This is a genomic window from Azospirillum sp. P4_B5, from assembly GCF_056402275.1.
This window is the reverse complement of record NZ_JBFUHT010000001.1, coordinates 95175-108242: the sequence shown is the minus strand read 5'-3', so window position 1 is coordinate 108242 and position 13068 is coordinate 95175. Positions and strand designations below refer to the sequence as shown.

The following is a 13068-nucleotide window of genomic DNA, read 5'->3' as shown; positions in this document are numbered from 1 at the left end:
ATGGTCAGACGTTGCTTACGTGGCCGGCCGGCGGAGAGCCGGCGACAAAGCCTTTGATACCCTTGAGACGCGCGGAGTCGCGTGCCAATCCCTTGGCCAGCTTCCCGCGCGCCACCACCGCGTGCACGGCGTTTTCCCGTCCCAGGGCCGCGGCCATCGCCGCGGCGTCGAACAGGTCCACGACCGGCATATCCGGCGCCAGCGCTGTGATCTTGCCCCGCTGGTCGGGCGAACCGTCGCTGGCCTCGACCAGCAGATAGGGCGGTCCGGCGCGTCCGACCTGATTGGTCTTCAGCGCCTCGCGCACCTTTTCGTATCCGGCCAGAGCCTGCCCGGCCCGGCGCGCCAGCCCGAAGGCATCCAGGCACCGCCGCTCCAGCAGCTTCTCCAGCCGCTCCGCCAGATCGGGCGGGACGCGCACCGCGCGCCGCGCCGCCTTGGCGAACATGTTCTTGGCCAAAGCCTTCGTAAAGGCCGCCTTGTCCCCCGACAGCCAGAGGCCGCGGCCCGGAAGCCGTTCCTCCAGATCCGGCACGATCTCGCCGTCGGGTGATACCACGAAACGGATCATGCCGTCTTTCGGCTGCACGGTGCCGGTGGCGATGCAGCGGCGCAGCGGACCCTTTTCCAGGTCCGCCGGCAGCAGCGCCTCCCCTTCGACCGCGAGGCCGTCCGGTTCACCATCCGCCGGAGTCTGTTCGTTCCTGTCGCTCAGTCCAACCATCCGTACCGTTTGTGCGTCCTAAGTCCCGGCTCAGCTCTGCGCCGCCTGATCGTCGGTGGAGGGTTGCGCCGCGGTGGGCGCGCCTTCCTCGCCGTCGAACCAGTGGGCACGGGCGGCCATGATGATCTCGTTGGCCTCGTCTTCCGTCGGGGCCTCCTTGCCGAGAATGTCGCGCAGCTCGTCCGCGGCGAGGTCGGCGAGGTCGTCCATCGTCTTCACGCCGTTCTCCCCCAGCTTCACCAGCAGGGTCGGGCTGAAGCCGGTGACGTCCGCCACCGCATCTTCGACGCCGAGCGTCTGGCGCCTCTCGGTCATGCGGACGTCCTGCTCCTCAAGGAAGTTGAGGGCGCGCTGCTTCAGCTCTTCCGCCACATCCTCGTCGAAGCCTTCGATTTCGGCCAGCTCCTCGGTCTCGACGTAGGCGATCTCCTCCACGGAGGTGAAGCCTTCGGCGACCAGCAGATGGGCGATCACGTCGTCCACGTCCAGCGCGTCCATGAAGAGCTGCGAGCGGGTGCGGAATTCGTCCGACCGGCGCTCCGACTCCTCCTGCTCGGTCAGGATGTCGATGTCCCAGCCGGTGAGCTGGGTGGCGAGGCGCACGTTCTGGCCGCGGCGGCCGATGGCCAGCGACAGCTGGTCGTCGGGCACCACCACCTCGATGCGGCTGTTGTCCTCGTCCATCACGACCTTGGCGACCTCGGCCGGGGCCAGGGCGTTGACGATAAAGGTCGCCGGCTCCTGGTTCCACTGGATGATGTCGATCTTCTCGCCCTGCAGCTCGCCGACGACCGCCTGGACGCGGCTGCCGCGCATGCCGACGCAGGCGCCGACCGGATCGATGGAGCTGTCGTGGCTGATCACCGCGATCTTGGCGCGCGAGCCCGGGTCGCGGGCGACCGCCTTGATCTCGATGATGCCGTCGTAGATTTCCGGCACTTCCTGGGCGAACAGCTTCGCCATGAAGATCGGATGGGTGCGCGACAGGAAGATCTGCGGACCGCGCGCTTCCTCGCGCACATCGTAGATGTAGGCGCGCACGCGGTCGCCGTTCTTGAAATGCTCGCGCGGCAGCAGCTCGTCGCGGCGCAGGATCGCCTCGGCGCGGCCCAGGTCGACGGTGACGTTGCCGTATTCGACGCGCTTGACCAGACCATTGACGATCTCGCCGATGCGGTCCTTGTATTCGTTGAACTGGCGCTTGCGCTCCGCGTCGCGAACCTTCTGGACGATGACCTGCTTGGCCGTCTGGGCGGCGATGCGGCCGAAGTCGATGGGCGGCAGCGGATCGACCAGGAAGTCGCCGACCTGGGCGCCGGGCTTGCGGCGCTGGGCGTAGGCGAGGGTCACCTGGGTCGCCTCGTTCTCCACCGCCTCGACCACCTCCAGGTGGCGGGTCAGGTGGATGTCGCCCGTCTTGCGGTCGATGCGGGCGCGGATGTCGTGCTCGTGGCCGTACTTGGAGCGCCCGGCCTTCTGAATCGCCTGCTCCATCGCCTCCAGGACTTCGTCCCGGTCGATGTTCTTTTCGCGGGCAACCGCGTCAGCGACTTGCAGCAGTTCCATCCGTCACACTTCCTGGACTGGCGTTTGTTCTTCGAGTGAAGCCCGGAGCAGCCGTCAACCCTGGCCCTGGCTGGCGCGGATCAGTTCATCCGTCAAGACCAGCTTGGCGCGCAGGATGTTGTCGAACTCCAGCCGGGCGGCTCCCTGTTCCGATTCGACGCACACGAGGCCGTCTTCGACGCCCTTCAGCATGCCCTTGAAGCGTTTGCGGCCATCGACGGCAAGCCGGGTCTCCAGCTTGGCCTCGAAACCGGCGAAACGCTCGAAATCCTTCAGACGGGTCAGCGGCCGGTCGATGCCCGGCGAACTGACCTCCAGCGTGTAGGCGCTCTTGATCGGATCTTCAACGTCGAGCACCGCGGAGATCGCGCGGCTGATGTCGGCGCAGTCTTCGACCGTCATGGGCGCGCCGTCGGCGCGTTCCGCCATGACCTGCAGAACCATGCGCTGCCCACCGGTCAACTGCACACGCACGAGTTCGTAGCCCATGGCCTCGACCGACGGCGTGATGATCTGCTCGATACGACCGGTTGCTTCCATTCCACCTGACCCGCCCCCGCGGTCTCCCCTGGCACAGCGCCCTGGGACCAACACGGGGATTCCATACGCTGATAAAAAAATAAGTGGGCCAAGGCCCACCCGCAAAGCGTCCCGCCGGCCCGGTTTCCCGAGCCGCCGATCCGTATGGGTTCATGCGGTGAATATAGACATTCCGGAGCAGGCCGCAAGCGCTTTTCCGCAAGGTCCTATGCCAAGCGCTTGGTGGGCCGGTTCGGCCGGGGTAAAGTGAAGCCTTCGGCGGCCTTCGCACCGCTCGGAAAAGCATCCTGCAGAGGCCGCTCACCGTGATCCTCGAAACGGCTCTCCTGACCGTCAGACCCGGCCAGGGCTCGACCTTCGAACGGGCGATGGCCGAGGCTCAGCCCCTCATCGCCGCGACTCCGGGCTTCCTCGGGCTGGAACTCCGGCCCTGCCTGGAGGCGCCGGACCGCTACCTTCTGCTCGTCCGCTGGGAGCGGCTGGAGGACCACACCGAAGGCTTCCGGGGGTCCGACCGCTACGCCCGCTGGAAGGCCCTGCTCCACCACTTCTACGATCCGTTCCCCGTGGTGGAGCATTACGGCGAGCCGCTGGTGTCTACCCCCGCGCCTTGCGGATGAAGCGCATGAAGACCGGCTTGCGCCCGGCCTCGATGGCCTTCTCCTCGTAGCGGGTGGGCGGCCAGTCCGCGATGCGGTGGCGCCAGTCGGACGGGCCGCGGGCGGTCCATTCAAAGTCGGGATGGCGGACCGTGTGCTCCAGCATCCAACGCACCAGCCCCATGTCGTCGCTGGCCAGCCGCAGCTCCGCCCCGTCCTTCAGCACGCGCGCGAGGCGCGGCAGGTTGTCCGGACCGATGAAGCGGCGCTCCCAATGGCGTTTCTTCGGCCAGGGATCGGCGAACAGGACGAAGGCGCGCCCGATGGACGCGTCCGGCAGGGCGTCGAGCAGCGGGCGGGCATCGTCCGGCAGGACGCGGACGTTGTCCTGGACACCCTCGTCATCGACCAGCTTGAGCAGACCGGCCACGCCGTTGATGAAGGGCTCCGCCCCGATCACCCCGACGTCGCGGTTGTTCGCCGCCTGCCACGCCATGTGGTGGCCGCTGCCGAAGCCGACCTCCAGCCAGACGTCGCGCATGGGCTTGGAAAACAGGGCGTGGGGGTCAATGCGGTCGCCCGGCTGCGGCACCGGGATTTCCAGCGACGGCAGGAGCCCGTCGAGCAATTCGGTCTTGCGCTTGCGGAGCGGACGCCCCTTGCGCCGTCCGTAGAGCCTCTTGGACGAGTCCAGGAAGGAGTCGGTCATCGTGACAGCAAGATCCCAAAACGAATGCAGGGGCCCCTGGGGCCCCCGCATCCCGGACGAACGGGTCCGGACTTGGAAGAAGCCGCTCTTAGAAGAAAGCGGTGCGCAGGTCGTTGACGAGGTCGGTCTTCTCCCAGGAGAAGCCGCCGTCGGCCTCCGCCTCGCGGCCGAAATGGCCATAGGCGGCGGTGCGCGCGTAAACCGGCCGGTTCAGGCCCAGGTGGGTGCGGATGCCACGCGGGGACAGGTCGACCAGCTTCTGCAGGACCTCCGACAGCCGATCCTCGTCGACCGTGCCGGTGCCGTGGGTGTCGACATAGACCGACAGCGGCTTCGACACGCCGATGGCGTAGGACAGCTGGATCGTGCAGCGCTCGGCCAGACCGGCGGCGACCACGTTCTTGGCGAGGTAGCGCGCGGCGTAGGCGGCGGAGCGGTCGACCTTGGTCGGGTCCTTGCCGGAGAAGGCGCCGCCGCCGTGCGGGGCCGCACCGCCGTAGGTGTCGACGATGATCTTGCGGCCGGTCAGGCCGGCGTCGCCATCCGGACCACCAATGACGAAGCGGCCGGTCGGGTTGACGTAGAAGTTCGCCTCGTCGCACATCCAGCCCGCCGGCAGGCAGTTGATGACGTGCGGACGGACGATCTCGCGCACCTCCTCCTGGGTCAGGCCGTCGGCGTGCTGGGTGGAGACGACCACCGCGGTGGCGCGCACCGGCTTGCCGTTCTCGTACTGCAGAGTCACCTGGCTCTTGGCGTCGGGGCCGAGCTGCGGGGCGGCGCCGGAGTGGCGCGCCTCGGCCAGCGACTTCAGGATGGCGTGGCTGTAGTAGATCGGCGCCGGCATCAACGCCGGGGTCTCGTTGCAGGCGTAGCCGAACATGATGCCCTGGTCGCCCGCGCCCTCGTCCTTTTCACCGGCAGCGTCGACACCGACGGCGATGTCGGCGGACTGCGAGTGGACAAGGCACTTGACGTCCATCTTCTCCCAATGGAAGCCGTCCTGCTCGTAGCCGATGTCCTTCACCGCGGCGCGGGCGACCTGCACCAGCATGTCGGGGGTGATGCTTTCCGGCCCGCGCACCTCACCGGCCAGAACGATCTGGTTGGTGGTCGCCAGCGTTTCCACCGCCACGCGGGCGTAGGGGTCGTGCGACAGGTACAGATCGACAATGGCGTCGGAGATGCGGTCGCACACCTTGTCCGGATGGCCTTCGGACACGGACTCGCTGGTGAACACGTAGTTGAGCTTGGCCACGACGAACCTCGGCAATGGGAGGGGGCTATTCAACAGAAGTAAATTGGGAGACCGGCGCAGCACCCACGGAAAGCCAGTCATTTGCCGTATGTGACAAGGTTTGCGTTCCAGGTCAAGCGATCTCCCCGGGGTTGGAGGAGACGGATGGAAATTCGCCTAAAAAAACTTTGGGGAACGGGCCGGAGGGCCGCGTTCCCCAATCGTCCTGCCGTCCGGATTGCTTCCGGTTGCTCGGCTCGGGTCTCTGAACCGGTTATTCGGCCGCTTCGACCATGCCGGAGTTGGCAACGGCCTTGGTCAGCTCGAACAGGCGCTTGCGCACCGACGGGTCATTGATGCGGTAGTAGGCGCGCACCAGTTCCAGCGTCTCGCGCTTGGCCATCGGGTCCGGCTCGTAGCCGCCCGAACGCTCCTCGAAACCGGCGGCGTTGCCCTCCTCGTCGTCAACCGGAGCCGCGGCGGCTTCCGCCGGCATGTCGTCGAAGAAGAAGGACACCGGAACGTCCAGGACGCGGCTGAGGTCGAACAGGCGCGACGCACCGATGCGGTTGGCGCCGCGCTCGTACTTCTGCACCTGCTGGAAGGTCAGGCCGATGGCCTCGCCCAGCTTTTCCTGGCTCATTCCGAGAAGGGTCCGGCGCAACCGGACGCGGGAACCGACGTGCACGTCGATCGGGTTCGGCTTTCCCGTCTTGGGACGGCCGGCAGTGGCCCGGCGGCCCCGCGCTGGCGTTGCTTGCATTGCTCTAATTCCCTGAAACAGTTGTGCAACCTTGATACGACATATCCATGTATGCAGTCAAGGCCACCCGAGCGCTCCCGATGCGCGTGATTGAAAAAAGAGTCTCGGTTGCGCTAAGTGCGATGTCGTGCGCGCAGGCCCACCGCGAAACAGGTTAAAAGAAGCAACCCAAACGCGCCGTCGCCCACCCGTCCGTAGAGAGTGGGGGTGGGCAGCGCCTCCGGCAAGGCCGCATCGACCACACCCCTGTGACCAAGCGGCAGCATGGCTGTGATGCGGCCGTGGGGATCCACCACGCCGGAGATACCGGTGTTGGCGACGCGGACCAACGGCATCCCCTCCTCCACCGCGCGGGTCCGGGCGATGGCGAAATGCTGGTACGGGCCGGCGGTGTTGCCGTACCAAGCGTCGTTGGTCAGGTTCAGCATCCAGCGCGGCCGTCCGGCGCCGTCGTCCGCGGCGGGCAGCACGGCGCCCGGAAAGATCACCTCGTAGCAGATCAGCGGGCTGACCGGCGGCAGGCCCTTGAGATCGAGCGACACCGGTCCCGGACCCGCGGAAAACTCCGCCCCGTTGCCGGCGATGGCCCCGACCGGCAGCCAGCGGCGCAGCGGCATGTATTCGCCGAAGGGCACGAGGTGGAACTTGTCGAAGCGGCCCGTCACCGCCCCGCTGCCGTCCACCGCCGCCATGCTGTTGTAATAGAGCGGCTCGCCCTCCGGCCCGGCCTCCATCCGCGGCACCCCGGTGATGAGCAGCCCGCCGGGCGGCGTGACCGACCCCAGCGCCTGGCGCAGGCGGGCGTCCTGGTCGAGGAACAGCGGCACCGCGGTTTCCGCCCAGATCACATGGGTGACCGGCTCAGTGGATGGGGCGACGGAGAGTTCCATCTGCTGCTGGACGTTGCGCACCCGCTCGCCCGCCGCCCATTTCAACCGCTGGTCGATGGCCGGCTGGACCAGCCGCAGCCGCACGCCGGGCACCGCCGCATCGGACGCCCCGGCCAGCCGCAGCCCGCCCCAGGCGCCCAGCGCCGTGAACAGCGCCAGCCCGGCGGCCAACGCGCCCAAGGCGCGTCGGCGCGGCACCGCCATGTCGGCCAGACCCGCCGGCAGCGACGCCACCAGCACGGTCAACAGGCTGAGGCCGTAGATGCCGATCAGCGAGACGCCTTGCAGAACCGGCAGGAAACCGGTCCAGCCATAGCCGACGAGGTTCCACGGGAAGCCGGTGAGGACGTGGCCGCGCAGCCATTCGAACAGCACCCAGCAGGCGGCGAACAGAACCGCCTTCCCCAGCCCCTGCCCCATCCCCCGGGCCCGCAGCGTCCAGACCAGCAGCGTGGCGAAGCCGGTGAACAGCGCCAGCAGGATCGGCAGCCCCGCCGCCGACAGCGGCAGCGCCCACCAGAAGCGCTCGATGTCGGTGAACAGCGCCGCGCTGATCCAATAGAGGCCGAGCAGATGATGGGCGAAGCCGAAGAACCAGCCCACCGCGAAGGCCTGCCGCTTGGTCCGCGCCCCGTCGAGCAGCCAGAGCAGCCCCGGAAAGGCGATCAGCAGCAGCGGCACCGCGCCGGCCGGCGGCAACGCCAGCGTCGCCAGCCCGCCGAATCCCGCCGCCGCCAGCAGCCGGCGCCAGCCGGTCAGCCCGGCCAGACCCGCGGACAGTCGGCCCAGCCGGGCAGGGGTGGTCGTCATGTCGGTGGCGGTCAAGGAATGGAACTCCGGAAGCGGGTGGGCCGGTTCGGCTGACGAGACAATCGTGCCAGTCTGGAAACCAAATCACCACGAAGACACGAAGGCACGAAGAGGGTCACAGAGAAGCCCTCCGCCCCGCCCATGATCCGGGGATGCGGTAGAGCCTCTTTGCGCCGTCTTTGTGTCCTTCGTGTCTTCGTGGTGAAAATACCCTGCGGGGCTTTACCCGACCTCGGCCAGGGCGGAATTCTCGGCGGGGGCGGTGCGGACGCGCAGCCGCCTGATGCGGCGGGGGTCGGCCTCGACGATCTCGAACTCCAGGCCGGAGGGGTGGGTCAGCATTTCCCCGCGGCCGGGCACCCGTCCAGCCAGCGACACGACGAGACCGCCGAGCGTGTCGACCTCCTCGCGCTCCTCCTCGGTCAGGAAGGCGCCGACGCGGTCCTCGAAATCCTCGATGGAGACGCGGGCGTCGGCGAGGATCGTGCCGTCGGGGCGTTCGACGAAGTGGGGGGTCGCCTCCTCGTCGTGCTCGTCCTCGATCTCGCCGACGATCTCCTCGACCAAGTCCTCGATGGTGACGAGGCCGTCGATGCCGCCGAACTCGTCCACCACCAGCGCCATGTGCTGACGCTTCTGACGCATCTGCACCAGCAGGTCGACCACCGGCATGCTGGGCGCGACGATGCTGAGATCGCGCACGATGTCCTTCAGCTCGACCGGCGTCCGGCTGGCCATCGCCACCAGCACGTCCTTGATGTGGACCATGCCGACGACGTCGTCGAGCGTTTCACGGAAGACCGGCAGGCGGGAATGGGCTTCCTCCGCCATGCGCTGGACCAGGGCGGGGAACGGCGTGTCCACGTCCACCGCCACGATGTCCGCGCGGGGCACCATCACGTCGTCGACGGCGCGGTCGCGCAGCTTCAGGATGTTGGCGAGCAGGGCGCGCTCGCCCGCCCCAAGCGATCCCTCGCCGCTGTCCTGATCCTCGATCAGGTCTTCGATCGTGGCGCGCAGGGTGGCGTCGTCGCGCCCCCCCAGGACGGTCCTCATCCACCCGCGAAACAGGTGGCCCAAGGATTGTTGATCTTCGGCCCCGTCTTCACGGGGCGTTCGACTGTCGGAAATCTCGCTCATCGGTCCGGTGGTTGTTCGTCCAGGTTCGGCTCTCCGGGCGGAGAGCGCGTGGCGGCGTACGGGTCGGCGATGCCGAGGGTCGCGAGCACGTCGGTTTCGAGCTGCTCCATCTCCTCGGCCTCGTCGTCCGTCTCATGATCATACCCGAGCAAATGAAGAACGCCATGCACCACAAGGTGGGTCATATGGTCCGAAGGTGTTTTACCCTGCTCGGCGGCTTCGCGGGCGACGGTCTCCCAGGCCAGGATGACGTCGCCCAGCATGACCGGCGCGTCCTCGCCCAGTTCGGGCTCCTCCGCTTCGGTCAGGGCGAAGGACAGCACGTTGGTCGGCTTGTCCTTGCCCCGGTATTCGCGGTTCAGCCGGTGCACCAGCGCGTCGTCGGCCAGCACGACGGACAGTTCCGCCGGCCCCTCCTCCTCGTCGTAGGTGACGGAGAGCGCGGAGAGCGCGGCGCGTTCGCACAGCCATTCGGCGTTGTCCGCCCAATCGCCCGCTTCACGTGAAACGACGACATCGACGGCCATCACGGTGTTCCCTCCGCATCCGGCTCGTCGTCCGCGGCGGCGGGGAGCCGGGGGGCGGGCCTGCGCCGGCCATCGCTGCGGTCGCCTTCGGCACGGTCATAGGCGCGGATGATGCGCGCGACCAGCGGATGGCGCACCACGTCGGCGGCGGTGAAATGGACGAAGCGGATGCCCTCCACCCCTTCCAGGATGTCCAGCGCCTCGCGCAGGCCGGACTTGGCGCCGGCCGGCAGGTCGGTCTGGGAGATGTCGCCGGTGACCGCCATGCGGCCCCCCTCGCCCAGGCGGGTGAGGAACATCTTCATCTGCATGGGCGTGGTGTTCTGCGCCTCGTCCAGGATGACGAAGGCGTTGGCGAGCGTGCGGCCGCGCATGAAGGCGAGCGGCGCGATCTCGATCTCGCCGGACTCCAGCCGCTTCTTCACCTGCTCCGCCGGCAGCATGTCGTGCAGCGCGTCGTAGAGCGGGCGCAGATAGGGGTCCACCTTCTCCTTGAGGTCGCCGGGCAGGAAGCCCAGCCGCTCCCCCGCCTCCACGGCGGGGCGCGACAGGATGATGCGGTCGACCTGTCCGGTGGTCAGCAGCGCCACCGCCTGCGCGACCGCGAGGTAGGTCTTGCCGGTGCCGGCGGGGCCGAGCCCGAAGACCATCTCGCTTTCCGCCAGAGCCTGGAGATAGGCCGCCTGCATGGGGGACCGCGGGGTGATGGCGCCCTTGCGGCGGGTGCGCACCGCGACCTCGCCCCGGCTGAGCGTCGCCAGATTCTGGTCGCGCACCGCACCGCCGACGCCGGTCGCCATGCGGACGGCGGCGTCCACCTCGCCGGTGCCGACGGTCATGCCGCGCTTGAGGCGCTCGTAGAGGGCGTCGATGGCCGAACGGGCGGCTTCCGACGATTCCGCCGGACCGGCGATGGTCAGCGTGTTGCCGCGGGAGATCAGGGAAACGCCGAGCTGGTTCTCGATGCGGGCGAGGTGGCGGTCGTGCTCCCCGTACAGCATCGGCAGCAGCCGGTTATCGTCGAAGTTCAGATCAATCCGTTGATCTGGGTGTTGATCGGGCAAGCCGTTCAAACGGTCGCCTCCACGGGTTGCGTGCCGGTGGCGGAGCTGCGGTATTCACCGGTCGCCACGCTGCCGGCAAGGCTGTTCGGATGGGCGGCGTCGATGCGCACCGCGACGATGCGGCCGAGCAGCCGCTCGTTGGCGTCGGCGTGCACCGACTGCAGATAGGGGCTCTTGCCCAGAAGCTGGCCGGCGCGCTTGCCGACGCGGTCGAACAGGACCGGCACGGTGCGCCCGACGAAGCTCTGGTTGAAGGCCTGCTGCTGCGCGTTCAGCAACTGCTGAAGCGCGGCCAGACGGGCGTCCTTGACGTCCTCCGGCAGCTGTCCGTGCTCCAGCGCCGCCGGGGTGCCGGGACGCGCGCTGTACTTGAAGGAATAGGCCTGGGCGTAGCCGACATCGGTGACGAGGCGCAGGGTCGCGGCGAAGTCGGCGTCGCTCTCGCCGGGGAAGCCGACGATGAAGTCGCCCGACAGCGCCAAATCCGGCTTGGCGGCGCGCAGCCGGTCGACGATGCGGCGATAGTCGTCCGCCGTGTGCTTGCGGTTCATCGCCGCCAGCACGCGGTCGGACCCGGCCTGCACCGGAAGATGCAGGTAGGGCATGAGCTGCGGCACCTCGGCGTGGGCGCGGATGAGGTCGTCCTCCATGTCGCGCGGGTGCGAGGTGGTGTAGCGGATGCGCTCCAGCCCGTCGATCTCCGCCAGTTCCCGGATCAGCCGCCCGAGGCCCCAGGTGGTGCCGTCCGGCCCCTCGCCGTGCCAGGCGTTGACGTTCTGGCCGAGCAGGTTGATCTCCCGCGTGCCGCCGGCGACGAGGCGCCGGGCCTCCGCCAGGATCTGGGCGCCGGGCCGCGAGAACTCGGCGCCGCGGGTGTAGGGCACGACGCAGAAGGTGCAGAACTTGTCGCAACCCTCCTGCACCGCCAGGAAGGCGGAGACGCCCTGCGCGGCGCTCTCGTCCGGCAGGAAGTCGAACTTGGACTCCACGGGGAAGTCGGTGTTCAGCACGCTGCCCGTCTTGCGGCTGGCCTTGGCCACCATCTCCGGCAGGGTGTGATAGGTCTGCGGCCCGAACACCATGTCCACGAAGGGGGCGCGGGCGACGATCTCCTCGCCTTCGGCCTGGGCGACGCAGCCGGCCACGGCGACGATCATCCGGCCGTCGCCGGCCTCGGCCTTGACGTCCTTGAGCTGGCGCAGCCGGCCCAGCTCCGAGAACACCTTCTCGGAGGCCTTTTCGCGGATGTGGCAGGTGTTGAGGATCACCATGTCGGCGCCGTCCGGCTCGTTCACCGGCCGGTAGCCCAGGGGTGCCAGGACATCCGCCATGCGGGCGGAGTCGTAGACGTTCATCTGGCAACCCCAGGTCTTGATGAAGAGCTTCTTACTCAACGATCCCTTCCACAGCGCTGAACGATCCGACCAACCGCGATCCCGGCCGACCGCGATCTTGACCAATACAAAAACGCGCGCCTGGACGGCACCGGTCCAAGCGGCGCAATCCGGCGCGCGACCCGCCGCGTCGCGGCATCGCACCCTGTCGATATGGTAGCACGAGTGCGGGAAAACGAGTCAATCGTGCCCGCAGGCCGACCATTCATTTCGCGGCCCATTTCGGGGTGTGGAAAGTTTCCGTCACGGAACAGCAGAGGGCGTCGGCTTTCCAGACACCGCGCGCTCCACGCCCCGGGCGACGGCACGTTGGCAATGGTCGGCCAGGGCCTTGCGGCTGGAGAAGCCGTCGATGGTCACGGGGGGATGAAACTCCACCTCCACCGTCATGCGGCCCAGCGTGAAAACCGTCCACAGATGCGGGGCGAGATCCATGTCGCCGTACCACGCGTAACAGGGACGGAAGGCGATCCCCATCGGGATGCCGTCCAGCCGCGTCGGCGCGATGCTGACCGGCTGCACGGTGAGCGGCCGGTCCCCGATGCGCCGGGCAGCCACCGCGAACAGCGCCGTCTTGAAGGGGAGCGTGCGGTTGCCGTCGCTGGAGGTGCCTTCGGGGAACAGGATCAGGCTGTCGCCGGCGTCCAGCCGGGCGCCCAGATCGTCCCGCTGCCGTTCCACCCCGGCGCGGGCCTTGCGCTCCACGAAGACGGTCTGCTGGAGCTTCGCCAGCGCCCCGAAGAAGGGCCAGCCGGCCACCTCGCTCTTCGCCACGAAGGAGCCCGGAATGACCGATCCCAGCACCGTGATGTCGAGGTAGGAGGAATGGTTGGAGACGAACAGCACCGGCCCGTCCGCCACGCGCTGGCCGCGCACCACGACGCCGATGCCCAGGATAGCGGCGCAGACCCGATGATAGAGTTGCGGTATCCGGAAGCGCAGCGGCGAGCGCAGAGCGACGGCCAGCGCCTGCAGCGGAATCAGCAGGAGCGTCCACAACAGATAAACCGCCAGGCGCAGCCCGCCCCGCACCGGCGATCCCAGGGCGCGCGCGCCGGTTGCGTCCAACGCCGTCATGCCACTCGCCTCCCGATGCGCCCGTTCT

13 protein-coding genes are annotated in these 13068 nt (G+C 68.3%); 1 reads left to right on the top strand and 12 read right to left on the bottom strand.

Features of this window, described 5'->3' with window-relative positions; all coding sequences use genetic code 11:
- Positions 1-4: 4 nt before the first annotated feature.
- From AC1DVI_RS00550 to rimP, 3 genes are read right to left on the bottom strand one after another with little or no spacing between them, the layout of a single operon-like run.
- The gene (locus AC1DVI_RS00550) at positions 5-724 is read right to left on the bottom strand and encodes an RNA-binding protein (protein ID WP_476956362.1); all 720 of its coding nucleotides are present in this window, start codon (positions 722-724) and stop codon (positions 5-7) included.
- A gap of 30 nt (positions 725-754) precedes the next feature.
- Positions 755-2290, bottom strand: coding sequence for a transcription termination factor NusA (gene nusA, locus AC1DVI_RS00545; protein ID WP_149165345.1), 1536 nt, complete (start codon positions 2288-2290; stop codon positions 755-757).
- Positions 2291-2344: 54 nt separating this feature from the next.
- Complete coding sequence (gene rimP / locus AC1DVI_RS00540; RefSeq protein WP_119509870.1) at positions 2345-2830, bottom strand: ribosome maturation factor RimP; 486 nt, start codon at positions 2828-2830, stop codon at positions 2345-2347.
- A 305-nt stretch (positions 2831-3135) separates the two neighbouring features.
- Here rimP and AC1DVI_RS00535 point away from each other — a divergent pair, with 305 nt between their 5' ends.
- The gene (locus AC1DVI_RS00535; RefSeq protein ID WP_476956361.1) at positions 3136-3450 is read left to right on the top strand and encodes an antibiotic biosynthesis monooxygenase family protein; all 315 of its coding nucleotides are present in this window, start codon (positions 3136-3138) and stop codon (positions 3448-3450) included.
- Here the strand turns inward: AC1DVI_RS00535 and trmB are convergent.
- From trmB to AC1DVI_RS00490, 9 genes are all read right to left on the bottom strand, one after another.
- Positions 3428-4138: a tRNA (guanine(46)-N(7))-methyltransferase TrmB gene (gene trmB / locus AC1DVI_RS00530; protein ID WP_174439217.1), complete on the bottom strand. Its 711-nt coding sequence runs from the start codon at positions 4136-4138 to the stop codon at positions 3428-3430. The two genes, AC1DVI_RS00535 and trmB, sit on opposite strands and share 23 nt — an antisense overlap.
- A gap of 88 nt (positions 4139-4226) precedes the next feature.
- Positions 4227-5396, bottom strand: coding sequence for a methionine adenosyltransferase (gene metK, locus AC1DVI_RS00525; RefSeq protein WP_476956360.1), 1170 nt, complete (start codon positions 5394-5396; stop codon positions 4227-4229).
- A gap of 253 nt (positions 5397-5649) precedes the next feature.
- Entirely contained in the window at positions 5650-6138 is a 489-nt protein-coding gene (locus AC1DVI_RS00520; RefSeq protein ID WP_145623114.1) for a helix-turn-helix domain-containing protein, read from the bottom strand.
- 113 nt (positions 6139-6251) lie between these two features.
- Entirely contained in the window at positions 6252-7853 is a 1602-nt protein-coding gene (gene lnt, locus AC1DVI_RS00515; protein ID WP_476956359.1) for an apolipoprotein N-acyltransferase, read from the bottom strand.
- A 207-nt stretch (positions 7854-8060) separates the two neighbouring features.
- The gene (locus AC1DVI_RS00510; RefSeq protein ID WP_476956358.1) at positions 8061-8978 is read right to left on the bottom strand and encodes a hemolysin family protein; all 918 of its coding nucleotides are present in this window, start codon (positions 8976-8978) and stop codon (positions 8061-8063) included.
- Positions 8975-9505, bottom strand: a complete 531-nt coding sequence (ybeY, locus tag AC1DVI_RS00505; protein WP_149165351.1) for an rRNA maturation RNase YbeY — start codon at positions 9503-9505, stop codon at positions 8975-8977. The genes AC1DVI_RS00510 and ybeY overlap by 4 nt, the downstream gene beginning before the upstream one ends.
- Positions 9505-10506 (bottom strand): PhoH family protein, encoded by a 1002-nt coding sequence (locus tag AC1DVI_RS00500; RefSeq protein WP_476956507.1) that lies wholly within the window; start codon positions 10504-10506, stop codon positions 9505-9507. Before AC1DVI_RS00500 ends, ybeY begins: the two co-directional genes overlap by 1 nt.
- Before the next feature lie 68 nt (positions 10507-10574).
- Positions 10575-11963 (bottom strand): tRNA (N6-isopentenyl adenosine(37)-C2)-methylthiotransferase MiaB, encoded by a 1389-nt coding sequence (miaB, locus tag AC1DVI_RS00495; RefSeq protein ID WP_476956357.1) that lies wholly within the window; start codon positions 11961-11963, stop codon positions 10575-10577.
- A gap of 243 nt (positions 11964-12206) precedes the next feature.
- Positions 12207-13040, bottom strand: a complete 834-nt coding sequence (locus tag AC1DVI_RS00490; protein WP_476956356.1) for a lysophospholipid acyltransferase family protein — start codon at positions 13038-13040, stop codon at positions 12207-12209.
- Positions 13041-13068 lie beyond the last annotated feature (28 nt).

Bases quoted from the DNA above. Each gene is read 5' to 3' on its own strand.
- AC1DVI_RS00550 (WP_476956362.1), bottom strand. From the start codon at position 724: ATGGTTGGACTGAGCGACAGGAACGAACAGACTCCGGCGGATGGTGAA.
- nusA (WP_149165345.1), bottom strand. From the start codon at position 2,290: ATGGAACTGCTGCAAGTCGCTGACGCGGTTGCCCGCGAAAAGAACATC.
- rimP (WP_119509870.1), bottom strand. From the start codon at position 2,830: ATGGAAGCAACCGGTCGTATCGAGCAGATCATCACGCCGTCGGTCGAG.
- trmB (WP_174439217.1), bottom strand. From the start codon at position 4,138: ATGACCGACTCCTTCCTGGACTCGTCCAAGAGGCTCTACGGACGGCGC.
- AC1DVI_RS00520 (WP_145623114.1), bottom strand. From the start codon at position 6,138: ATGCAAGCAACGCCAGCGCGGGGCCGCCGGGCCACTGCCGGCCGTCCC.
- AC1DVI_RS00510 (WP_476956358.1), bottom strand. From the start codon at position 8,978: ATGAGCGAGATTTCCGACAGTCGAACGCCCCGTGAAGACGGGGCCGAA.
- ybeY (WP_149165351.1), bottom strand. From the start codon at position 9,505: ATGGCCGTCGATGTCGTCGTTTCACGTGAAGCGGGCGATTGGGCGGAC.
- AC1DVI_RS00500 (WP_476956507.1), bottom strand. From the start codon at position 10,506: ATGCTGTACGGGGAGCACGACCGCCACCTCGCCCGCATCGAGAACCAG.
- AC1DVI_RS00490 (WP_476956356.1), bottom strand. From the start codon at position 13,040: ATGACGGCGTTGGACGCAACCGGCGCGCGCGCCCTGGGATCGCCGGTG.